Source organism: Streptomyces sp. NPDC002779 (assembly GCF_042888685.1).
Classification (GTDB): domain Bacteria; phylum Actinomycetota; class Actinomycetes; order Streptomycetales; family Streptomycetaceae; genus Streptomyces.
The window spans coordinates 1-22,277 of sequence record NZ_JBIAQC010000013.1; the positions used below are offsets into that span (position 1 = coordinate 1).

At 71.7% G+C, this 22,277-nt stretch carries 22 protein-coding genes and 3 pseudogenes; 11 read left to right on the top strand and 14 right to left on the bottom strand.

Annotated features, from left to right (window positions below; all coding sequences use genetic code 11):
• The 6 genes and pseudogenes from ACFYW5_RS29770 to ACFYW5_RS29795 form a co-directional block, all read right to left on the bottom strand.
• Nucleotides 1-190: pseudogene (locus tag ACFYW5_RS29770) on the bottom strand (ABC transporter permease); the annotation flags it as partial.
• A pseudogene (locus ACFYW5_RS29775) lies at nucleotides 177-963 on the bottom strand (ABC transporter ATP-binding protein). The pseudogenes ACFYW5_RS29775 and ACFYW5_RS29770, both read right to left, overlap by 14 nt.
• A gap of 32 nt (nucleotides 964-995) precedes the next feature.
• Complete coding sequence (locus ACFYW5_RS29780) at nucleotides 996-2,102, bottom strand: ABC transporter substrate-binding protein (RefSeq protein ID WP_389420199.1); 1,107 nt, start codon at nucleotides 2,100-2,102, stop codon at nucleotides 996-998.
• A gap of 178 nt (nucleotides 2,103-2,280) precedes the next feature.
• Nucleotides 2,281-2,394 carry a putative leader peptide gene (locus ACFYW5_RS29785; protein ID WP_389420200.1) on the bottom strand — a complete coding sequence of 38 codons (114 nt, stop codon included), beginning with the start codon at nucleotides 2,392-2,394 and terminating at the stop codon, nucleotides 2,281-2,283.
• Nucleotides 2,395-2,501: 107 nt separating this feature from the next.
• Nucleotides 2,502-3,737: an acyl-CoA dehydrogenase family protein gene (locus ACFYW5_RS29790; RefSeq protein ID WP_389420201.1), complete on the bottom strand. Its 1,236-nt coding sequence runs from the start codon at nucleotides 3,735-3,737 to the stop codon at nucleotides 2,502-2,504.
• A gap of 13 nt (nucleotides 3,738-3,750) precedes the next feature.
• Complete coding sequence (locus tag ACFYW5_RS29795) at nucleotides 3,751-4,275, bottom strand: winged helix-turn-helix domain-containing protein (RefSeq protein WP_389420202.1); 525 nt, start codon at nucleotides 4,273-4,275, stop codon at nucleotides 3,751-3,753.
• Nucleotides 4,276-4,856: 581 nt separating this feature from the next.
• Between ACFYW5_RS29795 and ssuE the strand changes: the two are divergent.
• Nucleotides 4,857-5,408 (top strand): annotated as a pseudogene (ssuE, locus tag ACFYW5_RS29800) (NADPH-dependent FMN reductase).
• A gap of 11 nt (nucleotides 5,409-5,419) precedes the next feature.
• Here the strand turns inward: ssuE and sph are convergent.
• Entirely contained in the window at nucleotides 5,420-6,406 is a 987-nt protein-coding gene (gene sph, locus ACFYW5_RS29805; protein WP_389420203.1) for a sphingomyelin phosphodiesterase, read from the bottom strand.
• Between the two features lie 122 nt (nucleotides 6,407-6,528).
• Nucleotides 6,529-6,987 carry a pyridoxamine 5'-phosphate oxidase family protein gene (locus tag ACFYW5_RS29810; RefSeq protein ID WP_389420204.1) on the bottom strand — a complete coding sequence of 153 codons (459 nt, stop codon included), beginning with the start codon at nucleotides 6,985-6,987 and terminating at the stop codon, nucleotides 6,529-6,531.
• A gap of 155 nt (nucleotides 6,988-7,142) precedes the next feature.
• Here ACFYW5_RS29810 and ACFYW5_RS29815 point away from each other — a divergent pair, with 155 nt between their 5' ends.
• Both ACFYW5_RS29815 and ACFYW5_RS29820 read left to right on the top strand, forming a co-directional pair.
• A complete protein-coding gene (locus ACFYW5_RS29815; protein WP_389420205.1) occupies nucleotides 7,143-7,529 on the top strand; it encodes a VOC family protein in 387 nt (128 codons plus the stop codon).
• Nucleotides 7,530-8,031: 502 nt separating this feature from the next.
• Entirely contained in the window at nucleotides 8,032-9,096 is a 1,065-nt protein-coding gene (locus ACFYW5_RS29820; RefSeq protein ID WP_389420206.1) for an adenosine deaminase, read from the top strand.
• Here ACFYW5_RS29820 and ACFYW5_RS29825 read toward each other — a convergent pair.
• Together ACFYW5_RS29825 and ACFYW5_RS29830 are read right to left on the bottom strand one after the other, a co-directional pair.
• A complete protein-coding gene (locus ACFYW5_RS29825; protein WP_389420207.1) occupies nucleotides 9,084-9,593 on the bottom strand; it encodes a DinB family protein in 510 nt (169 codons plus the stop codon). The two genes, ACFYW5_RS29820 and ACFYW5_RS29825, sit on opposite strands and share 13 nt — an antisense overlap.
• Before the next feature lie 27 nt (nucleotides 9,594-9,620).
• Complete coding sequence (locus tag ACFYW5_RS29830; RefSeq protein ID WP_389420208.1) at nucleotides 9,621-10,508, bottom strand: LysR substrate-binding domain-containing protein; 888 nt, start codon at nucleotides 10,506-10,508, stop codon at nucleotides 9,621-9,623.
• A 126-nt stretch (nucleotides 10,509-10,634) separates the two neighbouring features.
• Here ACFYW5_RS29830 and mgrA point away from each other — a divergent pair, with 126 nt between their 5' ends.
• The 5 genes from mgrA to ACFYW5_RS29855 all read left to right on the top strand — a co-directional run bounded on the left by mgrA (nucleotide 10,635) and on the right by ACFYW5_RS29855 (nucleotide 16,267).
• Entirely contained in the window at nucleotides 10,635-11,624 is a 990-nt protein-coding gene (mgrA, locus tag ACFYW5_RS29835) for an L-glyceraldehyde 3-phosphate reductase (protein ID WP_389420209.1), read from the top strand.
• Nucleotides 11,625-11,918: 294 nt separating this feature from the next.
• Nucleotides 11,919-12,329, top strand: a complete 411-nt coding sequence (locus ACFYW5_RS29840) for a hypothetical protein (protein WP_389420210.1) — start codon at nucleotides 11,919-11,921, stop codon at nucleotides 12,327-12,329.
• Nucleotides 12,330-12,375: 46 nt separating this feature from the next.
• Complete coding sequence (locus ACFYW5_RS29845; protein ID WP_389420211.1) at nucleotides 12,376-14,718, top strand: FHA domain-containing protein; 2,343 nt, start codon at nucleotides 12,376-12,378, stop codon at nucleotides 14,716-14,718.
• A 9-nt stretch (nucleotides 14,719-14,727) separates the two neighbouring features.
• Entirely contained in the window at nucleotides 14,728-15,273 is a 546-nt protein-coding gene (locus ACFYW5_RS29850) for a hypothetical protein (protein ID WP_389420212.1), read from the top strand.
• The gene (locus ACFYW5_RS29855; protein ID WP_389420213.1) at nucleotides 15,263-16,267 is read left to right on the top strand and encodes a serine/threonine-protein kinase; all 1,005 of its coding nucleotides are present in this window, start codon (nucleotides 15,263-15,265) and stop codon (nucleotides 16,265-16,267) included. The genes ACFYW5_RS29850 and ACFYW5_RS29855 overlap by 11 nt, the downstream gene beginning before the upstream one ends.
• Here the strand turns inward: ACFYW5_RS29855 and ACFYW5_RS29860 are convergent.
• The gene (locus ACFYW5_RS29860; RefSeq protein WP_389420214.1) at nucleotides 16,264-17,529 is read right to left on the bottom strand and encodes a streptophobe family protein; all 1,266 of its coding nucleotides are present in this window, start codon (nucleotides 17,527-17,529) and stop codon (nucleotides 16,264-16,266) included. The two genes, ACFYW5_RS29855 and ACFYW5_RS29860, sit on opposite strands and share 4 nt — an antisense overlap.
• A gap of 161 nt (nucleotides 17,530-17,690) precedes the next feature.
• Here ACFYW5_RS29860 and ACFYW5_RS29865 point away from each other — a divergent pair, with 161 nt between their 5' ends.
• From ACFYW5_RS29865 to ACFYW5_RS29875, 3 genes are all read left to right on the top strand, one after another.
• Nucleotides 17,691-18,923, top strand: coding sequence for a DUF6777 domain-containing protein (locus tag ACFYW5_RS29865; protein WP_389420215.1), 1,233 nt, complete (start codon nucleotides 17,691-17,693; stop codon nucleotides 18,921-18,923).
• 99 nt (nucleotides 18,924-19,022) lie between these two features.
• Nucleotides 19,023-19,475 carry an ATP-binding protein gene (locus ACFYW5_RS29870; protein WP_389420216.1) on the top strand — a complete coding sequence of 151 codons (453 nt, stop codon included), beginning with the start codon at nucleotides 19,023-19,025 and terminating at the stop codon, nucleotides 19,473-19,475.
• Nucleotides 19,476-19,599: 124 nt separating this feature from the next.
• Nucleotides 19,600-20,004 carry a helix-turn-helix domain-containing protein gene (locus ACFYW5_RS29875; protein WP_389420217.1) on the top strand — a complete coding sequence of 135 codons (405 nt, stop codon included), beginning with the start codon at nucleotides 19,600-19,602 and terminating at the stop codon, nucleotides 20,002-20,004.
• Between the two features lie 18 nt (nucleotides 20,005-20,022).
• Here ACFYW5_RS29875 and ACFYW5_RS29880 read toward each other — a convergent pair whose 3' ends face one another.
• From ACFYW5_RS29880 to ACFYW5_RS29890, 3 genes are all read right to left on the bottom strand, one after another.
• Nucleotides 20,023-20,625, bottom strand: coding sequence for a ClpP family protease (locus ACFYW5_RS29880; RefSeq protein ID WP_389420218.1), 603 nt, complete (start codon nucleotides 20,623-20,625; stop codon nucleotides 20,023-20,025).
• Between the two features lie 2 nt (nucleotides 20,626-20,627).
• Complete coding sequence (locus ACFYW5_RS29885; RefSeq protein ID WP_389420219.1) at nucleotides 20,628-21,266, bottom strand: ATP-dependent Clp protease proteolytic subunit; 639 nt, start codon at nucleotides 21,264-21,266, stop codon at nucleotides 20,628-20,630.
• A gap of 125 nt (nucleotides 21,267-21,391) precedes the next feature.
• Nucleotides 21,392-22,267, bottom strand: a complete 876-nt coding sequence (locus ACFYW5_RS29890; RefSeq protein WP_389420220.1) for a geranyl diphosphate 2-C-methyltransferase — start codon at nucleotides 22,265-22,267, stop codon at nucleotides 21,392-21,394.
• Nucleotides 22,268-22,277: the final 10 nt, after the last annotated feature.

Genomic DNA, 22,277 nt, shown 5'->3' on the forward strand with positions numbered 1-22,277 from the left:
CCTCGGCCCAGACCAGGACCTGCCACACCGCCAGCACCAGCGCGACCGCGGTGACCGGCGGGAGTACCTTGCGGACCAGGGTCTCGCGCAGCGGGGTGCGGCTGGTGTGGACGGCGTCGAGTGCGTCCAGGCCGGCTTCGAGTCCGGCGAGGTCGCCCGCGTCCTTGGCGGTGGTCTCAGTGCTGGCCATGGCGGCGGATCTCCCCACGCAGTTCTTCGGTGATCTCGACGGACAGCTCGGCGACGGCGCTGTCCTCGATGCGGCGCGGGTGCGGGATGCCGACGGTCCATTCGCGGGCGATGCGGCCGGGGCGGGAGGACAGCAGGATGACGCGCTGGGCGAGGCGTACGGCCTCGGACGTTGTGCGTCACGAACAGCACCGACAGGCCCGTCTCGCGCCAGATCCGGGTCAGCTCGTCGTGCAGCACGTCCCGGGTGATCGCGTCCAGTGCCGCGAACGGCTCGTCCATCAGCAGCAGTTTGCTGTCCTGGGCCAGCGCCCTCGCCAGTGCGACGCGTTGGCGCATGCCGCCGGACAGTTCGTGCACCCGCTTGCCGTAGGAGCCGCCCAGCCGGACCAGTTCCAGCAGTTCCTCGGCCCGGCCGCGTCGTTCGGCCTTGGGCATCCCGCGCAGTTTGAGGGCGAGTTCGATGTTCTTGCCCGCGGTCAGCCACGGGAACAGGGCGTGTTCCTGGAACATCAGTGCCGGGCGGCCGTCGGTGGTGATGGCGCCCGCGCTCGGCCGGTCCAGGCCCGCGACCAGGTTGAGCAGCGTGGACTTGCCGCACCCGGAGGCTCCCAGGAGGGTGACGAACTCACCGGGCGCGACATCGAGGGTGATGTCGTCGAGGACGAGCTGCCGCCCGGCCGGGCCGGCGAAGGACTTCGATACGTGGTCGATGCGCGCGGCGTGCTCCACGGACGTATCCGTGTCGGGGGCCTTGGCGAGGGCGGTTGCCATGGTCGTCACCTCCTGGGAGCTCTGGGAATCCGCTACTTGACGCCGAGGCCGGCGTCGTCGACCTCGTCCTTGCCCTCGGCCTTGAGGACCTTGTTGAGGAGCGCGAGGTCGTAGATGCCGTCCAGGTCGGGCTGTTCCAGCAGACCGGCCTTCACCGCGTGCTCGGCCTCGGTGTCGAGGGTCGCGGCCAGCGGGTCGTCGAGGAAGCTGATCGACTTCCAGGCCGGGTCGATGACCTCGGCGGGCAGCGCCTTGCCGGACTCCTTCTCCAGGGCCTTGTTGGCGGATGCCTTGACCTGATCCGGGTTGGCGTTGATCCACTCGTTGGTCTTCACCGAGCCGCGGAGTACGGCCTCGACGACGTCCGGGTGCTCCTTGAGGAACGTCTGGGACACGATGATGTTCGTGATCACGAACTTCTTGTCCGGCCACAGGTCGGCCTCGTCCAGCAGCACCTTCGCGCCGTCGGCGACCAGCTTGGACGCGGTCGGCTCCGGCACCCAGGCACCGTCGATGGAACCGGACTTGTAGGCGTCCGGGGTCACCTTGTTGTCGGTGCGGACGACGGAGACGTCCCCCTCGCCGCTCTGCGCGTCGACCTGCCAGCCCTGCTCGGCGATCCAGTTGAGGAAGGCCACGTCCTGGGTGTTGCCGAGCTGCGGGGTGGCGATCTTCTTGCCCTTGACGTCCTTCAGGGACTTGATCCTGTCGGGGTTCACGACGAGCTTCACCCCGCCGGACGCCGAGCCGGAGATGATCCGCAGGTTGGAGCCGTCCGCCCTGGTGTAGCCGTTGATCGCGGGGGAGGGGCCGATCCAGCCGATGTCGAGTGAACCGGAGTTGAGGGCCTCGATCTCGGAGGGGCCCGCGTTGAAGGTCGAGGCCTTGATCGTGGTGCCGCCCAGTTCCTTCTGGAAGATGCCCTCCTCGACGCCCACCAGGGCCGTGGCGTGCGTGAGGTTCGGGAAGTAGCCGATCCGCACCTCGTCGGCGGAGAGCTTCTTGGCGTCGGCCGCGACCTGCGCCTGCTTGTCGTCGTCGGCGGAGTCCGAACCGTAACCGCATGCGGTGAGCAGGAGGGGGAGCGCGGCTATGGCGGCGAGGGTGCGCAGGGTGGTGAGCGGTCTTGCGGCAGACACGGAGGTGTCCTCTCGGGAGTCGTGGATCAGGGGTACGCGGACACACGCCTGCTCCGGGGAGGGCGCGGGTGATCGCTGAAGGAAGTACGGGGGCCGACACGCTCGGCGAACGGCCTCAAGCGGGGCCGACAGCTCGGCTCACAGTCTCAAGTCGAGGCCGACAGGTCGGCCTCCGGCCTCAGACGGGCCGACAGATGGCGCTCGACGTACGGCGCAGGTCGATGTGGCGGCGGGAGGTCAGCAGCGGCAGCGAAAGCGCTGCGCGGACGCACGGTCCCATGGCCACCCCCATCGATTCCTAGCTTTCCTACCTGGTTGCTAGGGATCGTGGCAGAAGTCGGCCGCCGGCCCAAGAGGGCGTTCGCATGCTGGACGAGCTGATCTTGCTGAGTGAGATGCTCAGACCGGGAGCGTGAACGGCGGGTGTTCCCCGCTGAGGAAGTAGCCGCCCACATCGCGGAGTCGATGGGTCACGGGCTCCTGCAGTGTGTGGGTCCTGGCGTTGCGCCAGAAGCGGTCCAGGCCCAGACGCGCGGAGGTCGAGTGGGCGCCGATGATGTCCGGGGCGCGGGCCGTGGATTCGTGTGCGGCCTTGGCGGCGGCGGCCTCGGCGACCGCCACCAGGACCGAGATCTCGGCGCCCTCGTCGTACGTGAGGTCCGCTCCGCGTCGCAGCCCGCTGTCCAGGGCGGTCAGCGCCTCGGCGGCGAGTGCGGACGCGGCGCGCGTGAGGACGGTGAGCTCCCCGAACTCGGTGAGAGTGAGGGGGTCTTGGAGGGCTCCGGCCGACCGGTCCGGGTGCCAGGACGAGTGGCCGATCCTGCTGTACTCACGGGCCTCGGCGAGCACCCCTTCGGCCAGGCCGAGACAGACCTGGACCGAGACCAGCCGCCCCAGTGGCGAGGCCAGCGAGGCCGCCGGGGACAGGATGTCCTCGTCGACGGAGAGGGGGCCCAGCACCTCGTCGGCGTGCACGCGGACGCCGTCGAACTCCACGCTCCCCCCGGCGGCGAGCCGCTGGCCGAAGGGGTCGGTGTCGTCGTCGATCCGTACGCCCTCCCGGCCGGGGTCGGCCACGACGGCGAGCGGTTCACCGGTGTCGGCGCGCACCGCTCGTACCGCCAGCCGGTCGGCGACCAGCACTCCGGTGGGGTAGCTCTGCCGACCGTCGAGCACGTACCCGTCCCCCGACGACACCAGCGTCAGCCGCGGCTCCTGGCGGGCGATTCCGCCGCCCCAGCACCACTGTTCGGCCGCCGACCGCTGTTCGAGGCGCGCGGCGAGCGCCGGTTCGGCGAAGAGCCGGGCGCTCCACGACATGACGTAGTGACAGCCGAGCAGCCGGCCGATGGCGGCGTCGGCGCCGGCCAGCTCCCGGACGACCGCGTAGGCGGTGGGCCAGCCCGCGTCGCCGCCCCCGAGCGCGGCCGGGACCAGCAGCGTCAGCAGTCCCGCCTCCCGTAGCCGGGACACCTCGTCGAAGGGCGCCTTGCCCGCCTGTTCCCTGGTCACCGCGTCGGTGGCCAGGTCGTCAGCCGTCTCCCGGGCCACCCGCATCCAGTGCGGGCGCTCCGGTACGGGCGGCGGGGTGGGCCGGGGCGGGGTGGGCCGGGGCGGGGTGGGGGCGACGCCCATCGAAGTGCTCTCCTCAGAGTCGGGTGCGCGGCGCGGCGTCGGAGCCGCTGACCGGCCGGCCGGGCACGTACTTGTAGCCCACGCTGCGCACGGTGACGATCCGGTCCCGGTAGGCCTTGCCGAGCTTGCGGCGCAGCCGCGCGATGTGGACGTCCACGGTGCGGCCGTCGCCGACATGGTCGTAGCCCCAGATCTCCGCCATCAGCCGCTCACGGGTGTGCACGTGCTGGGGGTGCCGGACGAGATGGGCCAGCAGCTCGAACTCCAGGTAGGTGAGGTCGAGTTCGCGTCCTTCGACCTCCGCCACATGGCGTTCGGGGTCGATGTGGACGTCGCCGCCCGCCGGTTGCCGGACCGGAGGCGCCACCGGCTGCACTCCGGCCCGGGCGAAGAGCTCGGCGGGATCGGTGCCCTCGGGCACGAGGACGAAATAGCCGACGAGGGGCGGGGAGCCGGGCGCGGTGTCCTGCGGGATGTCGTCCACGAGGCGCAGATGGCGCACGTCGGACAGGGGAGTGCTGGGAAGTGCCGTGGTCATGGCGTTCGCCCTTCAGGGGAGTGAGCGGAGAGAAGGAGCGGAGCGGCGACGCGCGATGCGTGCCTTACGCGCGACAGCAGGCGGCACTGACGACGTGACCAAAGTCGACATGCCGACGACGTACGAGTCGTTGCTGCGTGTGGGACATGGGCACCATCCTGCGCACCCGGCAGGAGCCCCGTCAATACTTTCCTAGTAACTCGATAGGAAAAGTAGAGAAGGTTGGCGAAAGGTGCGCTGCCCTGATCAATCGGTTCGCATGACTCCTCAGCCACGTCTGGTCTCACGCGACCACATCGACTTCGGTCGGGTGTGCTCCGCCGTGTGTTGCCCCTGAGGCGGCAGCGGGCCGTCCGACCGGCCCTCTTTCCTCCCTCGCTGACCTTGTCGCGGGCCTGACTTCTCGCGTGCGCTGTCGCAGCGCCGCCCATCCTTCAGGCGCCGGGTGTCGTCACCCCCGCTGCTGACGACCCGTCACCCCTGGTCTGCGTGAGGTGCTCAAGCGCCGGGGCCTGCGTCCGGAACCGACCCTCCGGGCCTGTCCAAGGCCCCCTCATATCGCCGTACTCGAGAGATTCCCCATGGCCACCATCCTCTCCGTCTCCGCAAGCCCCACCGCCGCCTCCCGCACCGCCCGCCTGCTGCGCCACCTGGACGACCGGCTCACGGCCCAGGGACACGAGGTGATCCCCCCTGGATGTCCGCACCCTGCCGGCCGATGCCCTCCTGGGGGCCGACATCCGTCACCCGGCGATCGTCGAGACCACCGCCCTCGTCGAGCGGTCGGCCTCTGATCGGCACCCCCGTCTACAAGGCCGCCTACTCGGGCCTGCTGAAGGCGCTGCTCGACCTGCTCCCGCAGTACGCCCTGGCGGGAAAGACCGTCCTGCCGCTGGCCACCGGCGGCACCACCGCCCATGTCCGCGCCATCGACTACGCCCTGCGCCCCGTCCTGAACTCCATGGGCCCGGCCCACATCACCCCGGGCTGGTTCACGCTGGACAAGGACATCACCGTCGGGAACGACGGGACCCTCACCGTCACCCCGGGCTCCGCCGAGGTCCTGGCCCAGGTCACCGACCAGTTCTCCCCTCGCCCTCGGCGGCCGCCCCGTACTGGCCGCCGCCGGCTGAACCCGCCGTGATCAGCCCGCCGACCCGGTCACCGGGTAGTGGTCCGACAGATTGGTGTACGTGTGGTCGGTGCCCCAACTCGACACCGTCCAGGGCGCACTCCGCTCCTTGACGACGTCGTTCTTCCATACGGCCGGACGGACGTGGCCCGCGCGGTGCAGGACATGGTCCAGGTCCTCGCGCGGGTCGTCCGGGTAGCGGTCGCGCGCCAGGGAGTTGTCCTGGGTGTCGAAGGAGTACGGGTGCCCGGTGCGTGCGTCGGCGCCGACCAGACCCGCGTCGGTGAGCATCGTGCCGTACTCCGCGGTGTGCGAATCGACGTTCAAGTCACCCGCGACCAGCACCTGTTCACCCGCCGGGATGTACTTGGCATCCAGGAACGCGTCGATCGTCCGGAACTGACGGCTGCGCATCGCGGCCGCCTCACCGGCGTCGCAGCCGGGGTCGGTGGACTGGGCGTGCGTGCCGACGACGTGCACCTTGGTGCCGCCGACGTTCAACACCACGTACGCGAAGCCCTTGTTGGACCACCAGTCCGCGCCGCACGCGTCCTGGTAGACGTGCTGCTCCTTGCGGACGATCGGCCACTTGCTGAGCACCGTCACCCCGCCGTCCTCCGGCGTCGTCGCCGAGTACGCCCCGCCCGTCGCGTCCCAGCCGGTCCTGCTCCGGCCGACCACGGGCGTCTGGTACGGATAGGCGCTCGCGGCGGCCGACCTCAGCGCGTCCGAGGAGGAGTTGTCGAACGCCTCCTGGACGACCACCACGTCGTTGCCCTGGAAGAACGGTGCCTTCACGATCTCGGCGGCCCGGTGGTCCTGGCCCCAGTTCGGGTAGAGGCTCTTGCTGAAAAGGAACACGTTGTACGACAACACCTTCAGCGCCGGGGTCTGTTCGGCGGCGGACGCGGGGGGCGTCGCGCCGGCCAGACCCGCGACGGCGAGCGAGAGGGCGAGCGCGGCCGATCCCTGTGCACGGCGCTGTGCGGAAAGCGTCACTGGTTCTCCCTGTGGTGGAGAGGGGCTTGGGTGGCGCCGCACATCAAACCAGCAGGGGTTACCCTCAGGTAACACCTTTGGGGGAGTCGGATGTCCCGCGGCGGTACAAGGGCCGAAACTGTCTAGACGAGCCAGTCACCGTCCCGCATCAGATGCCGCTGCGGCAGCTCCCGCTGCTCGTGCCAGGCCTGCACTGCCAGCGGGCGCACCCGGAAGAAGGCGTACGGCGCGCGCTCGGCGCGCGGGTCCCAGCCGGTCCTGGCCGCGAACGCCGCCGCCGCCGCGGCCGGCACCTCCTCAGCGGTGAACGCCTCCGCCTCGCCGTCGATCAGGACGACGTCACGGGTGTCCCCGAACGCCAGCCGGGTGCGCCGCCCGTTGCGCAGATTGCGGCCCGTGGGGTTGGTGCCCCGGGTCGACAGCCAGAGCGCCTCGCCGTCCCAGACGAACCAGAGCGCCACCAGACACGGCACGCCGTCGGCGTCCGCCGTGGAGACCCAGATGTCGATCTCCCGCTCCAGCCGGTCGAGGACGTCGCGTCGGCGCTGTTCGGGGGTGCGGGGCGGATCGGTGATCGTCATGCCGGGGACGCTACCGAGTGCCGTGCCGGGACGCCTCGGCCCGTGGGCCTAGGCCTGCGGAACGAGCCGTCCGCGGTGTCGCGGTCATGGACTGGCGCGCGGGTGGGTTTTACGTATAACCTCTCCCGTCAATCGCCCGTCCCCGGAAGGTACCGATGAGACGCATCGCCCTGGTCACCCTCGTCGTCGACGACTACGACGAGGCGATCCGCTTCTACACCGACGCCCTCGGGTTCCGGCTCGCCGAGGACAGCCCGCGCCCGGACGGCTCGCGCTGGGTCGTGGTGGAGCCCGGCGAGCAGGGGACCGGTCTGCTGCTGGCCCGCGCCAAGGGTGACGCCCAGGCCGCCCGGGTCGGCGACCAGACCGGCGGGCGCGTCGGGTTCTTCCTGTACACCGACGACTTCGCCCGCGACCATGCCCGGATGCTCGCCGCGGGCGTGACCTTCCTGGAGGAGCCGCGCCACGAGCCCTACGGCTCGGTCGCCGTCTTCCAGGACCTGCACGGCAACCGCTGGGACCTGCTCCAGTCCGCCGACTGAGCCCGGCCCGCGGCACCGCCGGGCAGCGCTGGGCTGGCTCGGGCCCGACCACGCGGCACCGCCGGGCCAGCTCGGAGCCCGGCCCCCGCCGCACTGCCGGGCGGCAGTTGGGGTGACTCGGGCCCGGCCGCCGCACCGCCGGGTAACCGTCGGGGTAGCTCGGGCCCGGCCGCCGCGCCACAGGGCAACCGCTGAGCCCCGGTCGGGCTTGCCGACTGACCCCCGTAGACCCGCCCCGCCGCGCACCCGCCAGACCCCCCTCAAGCCCGCCGACCAACCCCCGCCCGCCACACCACCACGCACCCGTCGGTGCCCGCTCAAGCCCGCCGACAAACCCCCGTAGACCCGCCCCGCCGCGCACCCGACAGACCCCCCTAGTCCGCCAACCACCCCGTGCCGCACACCCGGCAACAGCCAAAACCTGCCCCGCCCGCCCGGCTGAGGCCCCCGCCCGCTCCATCACCACTCCAAACCGCCCCACCCGCCCAAGGAAAGACCCGCCATGACCGCTACGCGCGTAGATATCGACGTGATCCGCCAGCTCCCCAAGGCCGTCCTGCACGACCACCTCGACGGCGGCCTGCGCCCCGCCACCGTCGTGGAGCTCGCCGAGTCCGTCGGCCACACCCTGCCGACCACCGACCCGGACGAGCTCGCCGCCTGGTACTTCGCGGCCGCGAACTCCGGTGACCTGGTCCGCTACATCGCCACCTTCGAGCACACCCTCGCCGTGATGCAGACCCGCGAGGGCCTGCTGCGCACCGCCGAGGAGTACGTGCTGGACCTGGCCGCGGACGGTGTCGTCTACGCCGAGGTGCGCTACGCCCCCGAGCTGAACACCGCCGGCGGGCTCGCCCTCGCCGAGGTCGTCGAGACCGTCCAGGAGGGTCTGGCGGCCGGAATGGCGAAGGCGGCCGCGGCCGGCACCCCGGTCCGCGTCGGCACCCTGCTCTGCGGCATGCGCATGTTCGACCGGGTGCGCGAGGCCGCCGACCTGGCCGTCGCCTTCCGGGACGCCGGTGTCGTCGGCTTCGACATCGCCGGTGCCGAGGCCGGTTTCCCCGCCGCCGACCACCTCGGCGCCTTCGGGCACCTGCGTCGCGAGAACGTGCCCTTCACCATCCACGCCGGTGAGGCCGACGGCCTGTCCAGCATCCACCAGGCGCTCCAGATCTGCGGCGCCCAGCGCCTCGGTCACGGCGTGCGCATCACCGACGACATCGTCGACGGCAAGCTCGGCCGGCTCGCCGGCTGGGTCCGTGACCGCCGGATCGCGCTGGAGATGTGCCCGACCTCCAACCTGCAGACCGGCGCCGCCACCTCCATAGCCGAGCACCCCATCACCGCCCTGAAGGACCTCGGCTTCCGCGTCACCCTCAACACCGACAACCGTCTGGTGTCCGGTACGACGATGACGCGCGAGATGTCCCTGCTGGTCGAGCAGGCCGGCTGGACGGTGGAGGACCTGCGCACGGTCACGGTGAACGCCGTCAAGAGCGCGTTCATCCCGTTCGACGAGCGCAAGGCCCTCATCGAGGACGTAATCCTGCCGGGTTACGCGCTCTGAAGCAGTCCGCGGACGTAGGCAGCCTGTCCGATGTGCTGGAGATCGTCGGACAGGACGCTGACCAGCCGGACGCCCAGGGTGACCGGCGGGTCCCAGCGCTCGTCGACGATGCGCTCCAGATCCTTGGCGGGCAGCTCTCGCAGCGCTCCGAGGGTCTGGGCGTGGACGGCGTCGTAGTACCCGGTCAGCAGGTCACCGGAGCCGACCCGCACCTTGCCGACCTGCGCCGAGGTGTGCCCGTACCCGATGTCGCTGGGGGGCAGGTCGAGGCCGAAGGTCTGCTGGAAGTCCTGGCTGAGCCACACCTGGTCGAGGCCGAAGGCGTCGGCGATGTGGTCGTCCTGGACGCGGGTGAGATGCCAGATGAGCCAGGCGATGGAGTTGGCGTCCGGGCCGGGCCGGGCGTGCAGGCCGTCGGGGGAGAGGCCCTCGACCGTGGCGTGGACTTCTTCCTTGATGCGGCTGAAACCGTCGATGAGGATGTCCTTGGCGTGCATTGCTCCACCATCGCGCACAGCCGTCCTTCACGCGCCCTCTGTCTCCAGCAACTCCATCAGCGCCCGCGCCGCCGGGCTCGTGGCCTGCGGCGGCGGCAGCAGGGCGACCGTCTCGTACACCCGCTCGCCGGTGCCCTTGACCGGCAGCGCGATCAGTGACTCCCGCTTGTGGCGGAAGTGGCGCGGTACGACGGCGATGCCGAGGTTCTCGTCCACCAGGTCCAGCAGGCTGTGCACGTCGTTGACCTCCAGGGCGACCGTCCGCCGTACGCCCGCGGCGGCGAACGCGGCGTCGGTGGTGCGGCGCGGTCCCCAGTCCGGGTGGAAGTCGACGAACACCTCCGCGCCCAGCTCCTCCGGGGTGACCGGGGCTCCGGTGGCGGCGAGCCGGTGGCTCGGGTGGCACAGCACCGTCATGGGCTCGCTGGTCAGCGGTACGGCGCGCAGCTGGTCGGTGTCCTCCTGCGCCGTACGCACGGCGAAGGCCAGGTCCAGGCGACCGGCCGCGACCTCCTCCGCGAGCGCCCCCGCGCCGGCCTGGCGCAGGCAGATCTCCACGTCCGGATGGCGGCGCCGGAACGCGGCGAGCAGCCCCGCCACATGCACCCCGGCGATGCACTGCTCGGAGCCCAGCGCCAGCATCCCGCGCAGCACACCCTGCACCGCGGCCACCGCCTCGTGGGCCGACCGCACCTGCGCGAGGATCCGCTCCGCCTCGCCCAGCAGCGCGCGCCCGGCCGGCGTGAGCGTCACGCTGCGGGTGGTGCGTACGAAGAGCGGGGTCTGGAGTTCCCGTTCCAGGGAGCGGATCGAGGCGGAGAGTCCGGACTGGGAGACCATGAGCCGTTCGGCGGCCCGGGTGAAATGCTGGTCCTCGGCGACCGCGACGAAGTGCTGGAGATGGCGCAGTTCCATGACTGAGAAGCGTATCCGCTGAATTCCATCGGATTCTTCTGTTGGACCGATGCCCACAGGTCACGAAAGAGTGGGCTCGGTTCTCAGGGACCCTGGTTCCCCCGTGCCCACCCCTCTGGAGTCGCGTTGTACACCGCACACCCCGACCGCTACGCGGACATGCCCTACCGGCGCACCGGACGCAGCGGCCTCAAGCTCCCCGCCCTGTCCCTCGGTCTGTGGCACAACTTCGGCCCGGACCGCCCGGTCGAGACCCAGCGGGCCATCCTGCGCCGCGCCTTCGACCTCGGCGTCACCCACTTCGACCTGGCCAACAACTACGGCCCGCCGCCCGGCGCCGCCGAGTCGGCGCTCGGCGAGGCGCTGAAGGCGGACTTCGCGGCCTACCGCGACGAACTCGTCATCTCCACGAAGGCCGGATACCTGATGTGGCCGGGACCGTACGGCGAGTGGGGCTCGCGCAAGTACCTCATGTCCTCGCTCGACCAGAGCCTGCGGCGGATGGGCCTGGATCACGTCGACATCTTCTACTCGCACCGCCCGGACCCGGAGACTCCGCTGGAGGAGACGATGGGCGCGCTGCACTCGGCCGTCCAGCAGGGCAAGGCGCTGTACGTCGGCGTCTCCAACTACTCCCCGGAGCAGACCCGGGAGGCGGCCCGCATCCTCGGTGAGCTGGGTACCCCGCTGCTGATCCACCAGCCGCGCTACTCCATGCTCGACCGCCGCCCGGAGGAGGGCCTGCTCGACGTTCTCGACGAGCTGCGGATCGGTTCCATCGCCTACTCGCCGCTGGAGCAGGGCCTGCTGACGGGCCGCTATCTGAACGGCATCCCGGAGGACTCCCGGGCCGCGAGCGACAGCCCCTTCCTCAGCTCCGACGCCCTCACCGAGGACCTGGTGGCCCGGCTGCGCACCCTCGCCGACCTCGCCAAGGACCGCGGCCAGACGCCGGCGCAGATGGCGCTGGCCTGGGTGCTGCGCGGCGGCCGGGTGACCTCGGCCCTGGTCGGCGCGAGCAGCCCGCAGCAGTTGGAGGACAGCGTGGCGGCGATCGGCAACCTGGACTTCGACGCGGAGGAGCTGTCCCGCATCGACGAGGCCGTGAAGGCCTGAGCCCGAGGTGACGCCCCGCCGGACCCGGCGGGGCGTCGGTCGCCGGAGCGGCCGAGGGGGCGCCTGACCGCCGTCTTGCCTGGGAAAACCTGCCCCTATCGTCTTTCGGCCATCGATCTTGGCGAATATGCCAGGAGAGTGGCTAAAAAGTCATGGTGACAGTGATTCAGTAGTGAACATACTCAATCGCAGAGGGCACTTCACCCGCAGCGAAGACCCCATCACGCACAGCAGCTGAGCCGCCCGGAAAGCGAGGCCCGGCCCACCGGCGAGCGCACCACGGGGGAGTGAGACGTGCACGACGAATTCCTGTGCCATGTCACCGCGTACGGCACCTGCGGCGGCCGGCGCATCGGCGTACCGCTCGGCACCTACCGGGCGCCCACCCTGGCCCTCGCCCTGTGGTGGCTGCGCGACCGGGCGGCGTGGATCGCCGAGCGGCTGGACCCGCACCCCGACGCCGAGCACTTACCCGCGGGGGCGCTCGTCCCGGTCGCCGGCACCGTGCCCGACGTGCCCGCCGTACTGCGCGCCTGGTGCGGAGACACCGCTCAACAGGAGCTGGTCGCGGAGCAGTTGGCGGCCGGGCGGCTGGTCCGTATCGCCACCCACGACGACACCACCGAGTACGAGCTGCTCGCCGAGTCGATCGACGCGCTGCGGATGCAGCGCACCAGCCCTGCCCTGGTCGTCCCGGTCGCCTGATCCTCCGCGCCAGGCGCATAAGTGGGCCGATCGGTAGAATTCAGGCATGGCGGAGCGACCGCTCGCACCGACTGCGCCCGTACTCGTGCTGGAGACCGAGTCGGGCTCCACCGTGATGACCCCGAGCCGCGACTACCACGTAGGACGCGACCCGCTCAGCGACATCGTCATCGACGACGCACGCGTCTCCTGGCACCACGCCGTCCTGCGCCCCGAGTCCGACCACTGGACGCTGGAGGACGAGGGCAGCACCAACGGCACCTACACCGACGGCCACCGCGTCCACGAGTGGGACGTCGGGCCGGGCACCGTGATCCGCTTCGGCAACCCCGCCGACGGCCCCCGCGCCGTCCTCCTCGGCCGACCGGAAACCGCCGTCCCCGAGCGCCCCTCGGCCGTCTCGATGCCCGCGCAGACCGGCACCTTCCGGCAGCCGACGAGCGTACGGCAGCTGCCCGCCCGTACCGTCCGCATCGGCCGCGCCGCCGACAACGACCTCGTCCTCGACGACCTCGTCGTCTCCCGCTACCACGCGGAGCTGCGCGCCCTGCCCGACGGCGGCCACGAGATCGCCGACCTGGGCAGCCACAACGGCACCTTCCTCAACGGCAGCCCCGTCACCACCGCCCCCCTGCTCCCCGGCGACGTCGTCGGCATCGGACACTCGGCGTTCTGCCTGGTCGGCGACGAGCTGCAGGAGTACGTCGACACCGGCGAGGTCTCCCTGGAGGTGCAGGACCTCACCGTCGCCGTCGACCGCGGCCGTAAGACCCTGCTCGACGACGTCTCCTTCCCGGTGGGGGAGAAGTGCCTGCTCGCGGTGGTCGGACCGAGCGGCGCCGGAAAGTCCACCCTGCTCAACGCCCTCACCGGACAGCGGCCCGCCGACCACGGCACCGTCGTCTACGACGGCCGCGACCTCTACCGTGACTACGCCGAGCTGCGCCAGCGCATCGGCCTGGTCCCGCAGGACGACATCCTGCATTCCCAGCTCACCGTCCGCGCCGCCCTGTCCTACGCCGCCGAACTCCGCTTCCCGCAGGACACCGCCAAGGCCGAACGCCGCGCCAGGGTCGACGAGGTCATCGGGGAACTCGGCCTGGAGCAGCGCGCCGGACAGCCCGTGCACAGCCTCTCCGGCGGCCAGCGCAAGCGCGTCAGCGTGGCCCTGGAACTGCTCACCAAACCGTCCCTGCTCTTCCTGGACGAACCGACCTCGGGGCTCGACCCCGGCATGGACCGCTCGGTGATGCACATGCTGCGCGACCTGGCGGACGACGGCCGTACCGTCATCGTCGTCACCCACAGCGTGCTCAGCCTGGACGTCTGCGACCGCCTCTTGGTCCTCGCGCCCGGCGGCCGGATCGCCTACTACGGCCCGCCCGAGGACGCCCTCGCCTTCTTCGGCTTCGCACAGTGGCCGGAGGCCTTCGAGGCCTTCGAACGCGACCAGGACCGCGACTGGGCCGGCGACTACGCCGCCTCGCCCCTGCACCGCCGCTATGTCGCCGACGCCGCCGCCCAGCCGCGGCTGCTGCGCTCCGGACCGGTCGTCATCACCCCGCCGAGCCGGCCGCGCAGCCGCGGCGCCCAGCTCGGCACGCTGATCCGCCGCTACGGCGCCGCGCTCAGCGCCGACCGCACCTTCCTCGCGATCATGATCGCCCTGCCGTTCGTGATGGGCGCCATGGCCCGCGCCCTGGCCGGCAGCGCCCTGACCCGCGAGACCGCGCTGAACGCCCTGCTCATCCTGTGCGTCGGCGCGGTCCTCACCGGCGCCGCGAACGCCGTGCGTGAACTCGTCAAGGAACGGGTGATCTACCGGCGCGAACGCGCCGTCGGCCTGTCCAGATCGGCGTACCTGATGTCGAAGGTCGTGGTGCTCGGCACGATCACCGTGCTCCAGGCCGTGGTGCTGACGCTCGTCGGCCTGCTCGGCGTCTATCTCAACGCCCCTGGCGGCGAGGGCGTGCTGCTGCCGCCCCTGGCCGAGATCATCGTCGCCGTCGCCCTGCTGGCCTTCACCGCGATGATGCTCGGCCTGCTGGTGTCCGCGCTGGTGCGCAAGGAAGAGGTGACAATGCCGCTGCTGGTGCTGCTGGCCATCGTCCAGGTGGTGTTCTGCGGCGCCCTGCTGAAACTCGACGGCGTGCCCGGCCTGGAACAGCTCGCCTGGCTGGTGCCCTCGCGGTGGGCGCTGGGCGCGATGGCCGGCACCGTCGATCTGGCGCGGCTCGTCCCCGGCGAGCTGACCGGCGACCCCCTGTTCCGCCACTCGGCGGGCGTCTGGCTGCTCAACATCGGCATGCTGATCGTGCTGTCGGTGGTCTTCGGCTACGTGGTCTCCCGGCTGCTGCGCCGCCAAGAACCCGTCGTGATGCGGAAGTAGGCCGAGACCATGGCGACACCCGGATTCCGGCCCACGCACGTCGTCCCCGCCCACGGGACGCCGGCCTGGCAGAGCCCCGACCCGGCCCGGCCCACCGTGCCGCTCGACCCGCTGCTGCCGGTGCAGCTCATCGAGCGACGCGGCGACTGGGGCCACGTCCTGTGCGCCAACGGCTGGTCGGCCTGGGTCGACGGCCGCCATCTGGTCGCCGTACCCCAGGACCCGCCCACCCCCGACGCCGCCCCGGCCCGCACCGCCGACCCCCGGCCCCAGCTCGTCCGCGCCGAGCAGAACCTCGCCCGCTACCGGGCCGCGCTGGAGGATCTCGCGGCCGGCGGCCTGGACGGCGAGTCCTTCCGCGACCGCACCCGCGGGCTGCGGATCGGCGTGGTCGTCGAGGGCGAGCACGTATGGCTCTACGACACCGAGCACGGACGCTGGGTCTACGCCGACGGCCTGCGACTGACCACCTTCGCCACGGACGAGGCGCCCCGCGCCGCCACCGGCAACCGTGACCACACCGCCACCCAGGTGGTGACCCCGGATGGGCCATGAGACGAGCCTCTTCTCGGGCCGCCCCTCCGAGCTGATCGGCAAGCAGATCGCCGCCTACCGCATCGAGCAGGAGATCGGCCGCGGCGGCATGGCCGTCGTCTACCGGGCCCGCGACCTGCGCCTGGACCGCACCGTCGCGCTGAAGCTGCTCGCCCCCGAACTCGCCCGCAACGACACCTTCCGCCGCCGTTTCACCCATGAGTCCCGGGCCGCCGCCGCGATCGACCACCCGCACATCGTGCCGGTCTTCGAGGCGGGCGAGACCGACGGCGTCCTGTACATCGCCATGCGCTACGTCGCCGGCAGCGACCTGCGCCACCTCCTGGACCGGCAGGGCCCCCTGGCGCCGGCGACGGCCCTGCGGATCGCCGCGCAGGTGGCGTCCGCGCTGGACGCCGCCCACGAGCACGGGCTGGTCCACCGGGACGTGAAACCCGGCAACATCCTGGTCGCCCGCGGCACCGACAGCGACCACCCCGAGCACGCATATCTGACCGACTTCGGGCTGACCAAGAAGTCGCTGTCCCTGACCGGCTTCACCACCGTCGGACAGTTCGTCGGCACGCTGGACTACGTGGCGCCCGAGCAGATCTCCGGCAAACCGGTCGACGCGCGCTGCGACGTGTACGGCTTCGCCTGCGTCGTCCACGAGTGCCTGGCGGCGCGGCCGCCCTTCCGGCGGGACGACGACATGGCGCTGCTGTGGGCGCATCAGTACGACGAACCGCCGCCGCTGACCTCCTCCCGGCCCGACCTCCCGGCACCGGTCGACGCGGTCTTCGCCAAGGCGCTGGCCAAGAGCCCCGACGACCGGTACGACTCCTGCCTGGCCTTCGTGGCGGCGCTGCGCCTCGCCCTGAGGGGCGACCCGGAGCGGGCCCACCCGCCGACCCGGGTGGACGTACGGGCCGTGGACCAGGGGGACGAGCGGGCCGAGGGGCCGAAGCCGCCGCCGCGGTGGGCCGAGCCGTTCTTCGGCTGGAGGTACAGCTAGCGCGGCACTTCGCCCCGCCGGTGCACCGGCCGCGCCAGCAGGGCGCCCAGGAATCCCGCCACCAGGCCCCACAGCAGCGCGAAGCCCAGCGCGCCCCAGATCCGCGGCTTCAGCACCAGCTCCCCGGCCAGGTCGCCCCCCAGGTCGCCGATGCCGAGGACGGACAGGCCGTAGTGCGCCGTGATCCGGGCGACCAGGCAGATCATCAGCACCGTCAGCGCCAGCGCCACCGCCATCCGCACCGCGTGCTGCCAGGCCCGCATCCGGCGCGGGGAACGGGCCGCCATCACGAACGCGGCGGCGAGCACCAGGACCGCGTCGACGACCACCAGCCACCACACCCGGCCGTCGTGCTCGGCGAGCGTGCCCAGATTCAGGGCCGCGGTGTCCGAGCCGCGCAGCACCTCGTCCAGGACATGCGGCATCGGCAGGCCGAACGGGCCCTCGACCCGGCCGTCCCAGGTGGCGCCGAGACCGATGGTGAAGGCCAGCCACACCAGGTTCGGCAGACCGAGCAGCAGCACCGCCAGGGTCTCCGCCGCGTGGCCGCGGGTGGCGGCGACGACCAGACCGATGACGGCGCCCAGAGCGGCGCAGGCGAGCAGCAGCACGACCATGGCGTACGCGGCGGGCCGCACCGCCTCCTGGAAGCGCAGCAGCCGGGGCGGCAGGGGAGCCCCGCGGGACACCAGCAGCGCCAGGACCAGCACGCCCGCCAGCCACAACAGGCCGAAGAGCAGGGTGAGCGGCACGTCCGCGCGGAAGCCGACCCGGGGCGTGACGCCGAAGATTTCTCCCAGTTCGCCGAGCGTGTCGTCGCCCAGGGAGACGGTGAAGGTCTGCCGGGCGGCCAGCGCCAGCCCGAGAAGCGCCAGCAGCCACAGTACGGCGATCCGGGCCGCCCACCCCGCCAGCTCGCGCGCCCCGGCCACCGCCCGGTGCCGCAGCGGCCGCAGGAAACCGGCGGCGATCACCAGCGCGCCGACGAGGGTGACCGACAGCGGGATCACGGCGAGGCCGGCCGCGGACTCGGCGAGGCCGCCGGCGTCGCCCGACATCTCCACGGCGCCGCCCACGGCGGTCACCACGGTCGCCGCGGCGACCCGCGGGAAGGCGCCGTCCGGAAGGCCGGCCGCCCCCGCCGCCCACAGGCCGAGCGTCGCGACGACCGTCATGGCGAGCAGTCCGGCCAGCACGGCGACGACGGCCTGCGGCCAGCCGTGGCGGGCCACTGCCTGGTCGGAGGGGGTGCGCGTGATCACCCTGCCACGCTAAGCAGCCTCCGTCCGCCCCGCCTGCCGGGAGGGCCGTCCGCGTCGGCTTGCGCAGCGCACCGGCCCGGAGCACACAATGGTGATGATATGGAGAAACACGGCTATTCCGGTGAAAGGCCGTGAGAGTCCCCTATCGGGAAGAAGGGCTCGTGAGCGCCGAACCTCCCTCCTCGGGCAGGCCCACAGGACCCCCTTCGGGACCCCTGTCCGGCCCCTCGCAGCCACCTACCGGTCCGCCCTCCCAGCCCCCGGGCGGCAGCGGCGCCGGCCTGCCCCCGAGCACCGGTGGCGGCAATGTCCCCCCGCCACCGGAACCCCGTCGGCCGTGGTGGCGGTCAGTGCCGCGGATCGCCGTGCTCGCCACGGTCGTGGTCGCGGCCGTGGTCATCGCCGTCGTCCTCGGCCGCGGTGGCGGTGGCGGCGGTGGCTCCGCGGCGGGCGGCGAGGTCTTCCTCCAGGCCGCCGGGAAGACCGGCCCCGACCCCTTCACCGAGTCCACCGCGAAGGACAGCTCCGCCCCGCCGGCCACCCCCTCCCCGGCCACCGAGTCCCCCACCGGCAACGCCGTCCGCGGCGTCGACGGCGCGGCGCCCGGACTGTACGGCGGCACCCGCAACGCCGCCAGCTGCGACGTGGAGAAGCAGATCAAGGCACTCCAGGCGGAACCGGCGAAGAACAGGGCGTTCGCCTCCGTCGCCCGCGTCGACCCCGCCGGCGTTCCGGCCTATCTGCGCGGCCTCACCCCCGTGCAGCTGCGCATGGACACCCGCGTCACCAACCACGGCTACCGCGACGGCACCGCCACCAGCTACCAGGCCGTCCTCCAGAGCGGCACCGCCGTCCTCGTCGACGACCGCGGAGTGCCCCGGGTGCGCTGCGCCTGCGGCAACCCGCTGACCGAGCCGGTGGCCCAGCAGAGGCCGAGGACCACGGGCGACTCCTGGCCGTCGTACAAGTCCTCGAACGTCATCGTGGTCGCCCCCGCCACCACCGTCGTCGAGGTCTTCGTCGTCCACGACCCCGAGCGCGGCGACTGGTTCGAGCGGCACCCCGGTGACACCGGCTCCAAGGACCGCAAGACGGACCCGCCCGCCAGCCAGCCCTCCCCGTCGATGACCGAACCGCCCTCCACGTCGACATCCCCCGACACCCCTCCGGCCTGCCCGGACACGCCCGACGGCGCGGAGAACACCTGCCCGCCGACCTCCACCACCCCTTCCGGCCAGATCCAGCCGCCGACCCCGGCGCCCCCTGCCTCCCAGCCCCCGGCGGAGCCGGAGTCACCCGGGACGACCACCCCTGAAGTGCCGCTGACCTCGGACTCGACCGCCACGGCGACCCAGTCCCTGCCGGGCGTCAGCCCGCTGACTCCGTCGATGTGACGTATTCGGTCCCCTGTGCGGGGGGATGCGGAGCGCGGCACTGGGTACGAGCACTCATGCAGAAGTGTCCGGCCAGGTCGGCTTCCGAGAGAGAAACGCATGATCGAACATGACGGGGCAGTGATTCCGACTGGTTTCGACGTGCCCGTGGAACCGCTCCGACGGGCGGCCCATTACACCGGTGAGCCGGGGTGCATCGCCGAGGCGAGGTCCTTCGCCGCCCTCTTCCTCGGCAGGCTGCGCACCGAATGGTGCGCCCACATCGACAACCGCGCCCAGGAAGAGGTGCTCCTGGTGGTCAGCGAGCTGGTCACCAACGCCGACCGGCACAGCAACGGCCCCTACATCCTGGAGCTGGAGGGCACCGACTCCGGGGTCACGGTCTCCGTCTGCGACAGCAGCGCCGCGCTGCCCCGCCGCTTCCCGCGGGATCCCCAGCGCATCGGCCGGCACGGTCTGGAGATCGTGCACGCGCTGGCGGGGGACGTCGCCGTGGAACGGATCCCGGTCGGCAAGCGGGTCCGTGCGGTGATCGGTTTCGCCGGACAGTGACCCGAACCGGACAGTCACCCGAACCGGCTCGACTCGGCTCAACTCCCTGTTCGCTCCTGGCGATTCCTCCCAGCGCGGAACGCCGCGCCCTTCCCGTCCCGGCGCGGGCTCCTAGGCTGGGAGGGTGAGCAACCAAGCGCCGAACCAAGCCCGCGTCATCCCGCTGCGCCCGCCCGCGCGCCCGGAACCCTCGCCCCCGCGGTCCGCCGGACCCACCACCAGGGAACCCCTGTGGCGGGACCTGGTCGGAGACGTCCTGCGGCGCGAACGCCTCGCCCAGGAACGCACCCTGAAGGACGTGGCCGACGCCGCCCGGATCTCGATGCCCTACCTCTCCGAGGTGGAGCGCGGCCGCAAGGAGGCCTCCTCGGAGGTCCTCGCGGCCGCCGCCCACGCCCTCGGACTCGGCCTCGGCGACCTGCTGTCCCGGGCCCAGGGCGAACTGATCCGCCTCACCAGCCGCCAGAGCCCCGTCCGCAGCCGCGGCACGGCCGGTTCGTCGTACGACGGACTCTGCCTGGCCGCCTGACGCCGCCGTTCCGGCGCCTCACACCCCGACGAGGCGCCGGTTCATCACCCGGTCGGCCAGGCCGTACGCCACGGCCTCCTCGGCGGTGAACACCTTGTCGCGGTCCATGTCGGCGCGCAGCGTCCCGACGTCGTGGTGGGTGTGCCGGGACAGCACATCCTCGACCTGGGCGCGGATCCGGACCATCTCCTTGGCCTGGAGCGTCAGATCGGAGACCGTGCCCTGCCGGCCGCCGCTGGCCGGCTGTCCGAGCAGCACCCGCGCGTGCTCCAGCACGGACCGCCGCCCGGGATCCCCGCCGGCCAGCAGCACGGCCGCCGTGGACGCCGCCTGCCCCACGCAGACCGTGGCGATCGGCGCCTGCACGAAGGTCATCGTGTCGTAGATCGCCATCAGCGAAGTGAACGATCCGCCGGGGGAGTTGATGTAGATCGAGATCTCGTTCTCGGGCGCCGCGGCCTCCAGATGGAGCAGCTGCGCGATGACCACATTGGCCACCCCGTCGTCGATCTCCGTACCGAGGAAGATGATCCGCTCGTTCAGCAGCCGGCTGAACACATCGAAGGACCGCTCGCCCTGCGGGGTGCGCTCGATGACGTTCGGAATCGTGTAACTGCCCATGACTACAGCCCCATCCGTCGCTTCGAGGCGGCCGGGCGGACGTCGGTGAGCGACTCCACCACCCGGTCGACCAATCCGTACTCCTGGGCCTCCTCGGCCGTGAACCAGCGGTCCCGGTCGCCGTCCCGGGAGATCGTCTCCGGGCTCTGTCCGGTGTGCTCGGCGGTCAGCCGCTCGATGGTCCGCTTGGTGTGCTCCAGGTTCTCCGCCTGGATCTCGATGTCCGCGGTGGTGCCGCCGATGCCGGCCGACGGCTGGTGCATCATGATCCGCGCGTTCGGCAGGGCGAAGCGCTTGCCCGCGGTGCCGACGCTCAGCAGGAACTGGCCCATGCTGGCCGCGAAGCCCATGGCGAGCGTCGACACGTCGTTGGGGATCAGCCGCATGGTGTCGTAGATGGCGAGGCCCGCGTGGACCGATCCGCCGGGGCTGTTGATGTACAGGCAGATGTCGGTGCGCGGGTCCTCCGCGGACAGGATCAGCAACTGCGCGCAGACCCGGTTCGCGGAGACCTCGTCGACCTGCGTGCCCAGCAGCACGATCCGCTGCCCGAGCAACTGGGCGGCCAGCTGGTCGTCGAACCGGGTGGGCGCGGTGTCGCCCTCCTCCGCCCGGGGAGCGAGCGCGGTGAGTGGAGTCATGGGATCTCCTCGTCGTGGCGTGAATGCCGTCGACTCCACTGTTGCCCGCACATTCCCCGCGCCGGGGATTTCTCTGCCCGCGGCAGATCAGCCACGAGCAGAGGGGCAGTCCCGCCGGCGTCGGGTCAGATCCGATCGGCTGCGATCAGCAGGTACTGGAAGCTGCCGTTGCGGTAGGCGGTCAGGAAGGTGTCCTCGATTCCGGTGACCAGGTGCTCGGCCTGCCGGCGCAGCTCCCAGTAGGGGATGGTCGCCGCGGTGAGGTCCTGCACGTGCACCGGCACCAGCCGGTTGCGGGCCATCGCCCGGAAGTACGCCGAGCGGGGATGGATGTCGCAGATGTAGTGGGCGTTGATCAGGGACACCTCGCGGGAGGCGCGCCCGTAGGTGTCGTTGTAGCAGCCGGTGATGACCACATAGCGTCCGCCGCGGCGCAGCAGCCGGGCGTGCTCGGCGAACAGCAGGTCCAGCTCGACGTACATGGTGGACTCGTTGTTCCACGAGGCGGCGAACGCGCCCGACTGGAATCCGGTGTCGAGCATGTCCCGGCAGTGGTAGCGCACGCTGCCCTCGATGCCCCGCTTGCGGGCCTGCTCGTTGGCGAACTCGGCCTGCTTGACGGAGATCGTGACTCCGTCGGCGGCGCAGCCGTAGCGCAGATGGGCCACGACGCTGCCGCCACCGCGTCCGCAGCCGGCGTCGAAGACCCGGTCGGCGGGGGACAGGGGGCCGAGCCGGGCGGCGAGCAGCTCGGCCTGGGCGTGTTCCAGGCGGTGCAGTTCGGCGGTGATCCGCTCCTGGCGCAGCGCGGGGTCGGAGCCCTCCAGCACCGACCGGTCGACGTCCCCGACGCCGTAGTGGTGGTGGTACAGGTCGTCGATCCTGCCGAGTTCGAGGTTGACCGGGTTCTCCTCGGCGTTCCAGTAGTCCGCCACCCGGTGCTGGTACGTGGACTGGGGCGGCACCGGTGCGGTGGTCGTGCCGACGTCGGTGGAGCTCAACGCTGGTTCC

Coding starts and splice junctions, on each gene's coding strand:
- ACFYW5_RS29885 (WP_389420219.1), bottom strand. CDS start 21,266: ATGACTCCACTCACCGCGCTCGCTCCCCGGGCGGAGGAGGGCGACACC.
- ACFYW5_RS29825 (WP_389420207.1), bottom strand. CDS start 9,593: ATGCACGCCAAGGACATCCTCATCGACGGTTTCAGCCGCATCAAGGAA.
- ACFYW5_RS29785 (WP_389420200.1), bottom strand. CDS start 2,394: ATGGGGGTGGCCATGGGACCGTGCGTCCGCGCAGCGCTTTCGCTGCCG.
- ACFYW5_RS29870 (WP_389420216.1), top strand. CDS start 19,023: ATGATCGAACATGACGGGGCAGTGATTCCGACTGGTTTCGACGTGCCC.
- ACFYW5_RS29845 (WP_389420211.1), top strand. CDS start 12,376: ATGGCGGAGCGACCGCTCGCACCGACTGCGCCCGTACTCGTGCTGGAG.
- ACFYW5_RS29810 (WP_389420204.1), bottom strand. CDS start 6,987: ATGACGATCACCGATCCGCCCCGCACCCCCGAACAGCGCCGACGCGAC.
- ACFYW5_RS29795 (WP_389420202.1), bottom strand. CDS start 4,275: ATGACCACGGCACTTCCCAGCACTCCCCTGTCCGACGTGCGCCATCTG.
- ACFYW5_RS29855 (WP_389420213.1), top strand. CDS start 15,263: ATGGGCCATGAGACGAGCCTCTTCTCGGGCCGCCCCTCCGAGCTGATC.
- ACFYW5_RS29820 (WP_389420206.1), top strand. CDS start 8,032: ATGACCGCTACGCGCGTAGATATCGACGTGATCCGCCAGCTCCCCAAG.
- ACFYW5_RS29790 (WP_389420201.1), bottom strand. CDS start 3,737: ATGGGCGTCGCCCCCACCCCGCCCCGGCCCACCCCGCCCCGGCCCACC.
- ACFYW5_RS29880 (WP_389420218.1), bottom strand. CDS start 20,625: ATGGGCAGTTACACGATTCCGAACGTCATCGAGCGCACCCCGCAGGGC.
- ACFYW5_RS29830 (WP_389420208.1), bottom strand. CDS start 10,508: ATGGAACTGCGCCATCTCCAGCACTTCGTCGCGGTCGCCGAGGACCAG.
- ACFYW5_RS29815 (WP_389420205.1), top strand. CDS start 7,143: ATGAGACGCATCGCCCTGGTCACCCTCGTCGTCGACGACTACGACGAG.
- ACFYW5_RS29850 (WP_389420212.1), top strand. CDS start 14,728: ATGGCGACACCCGGATTCCGGCCCACGCACGTCGTCCCCGCCCACGGG.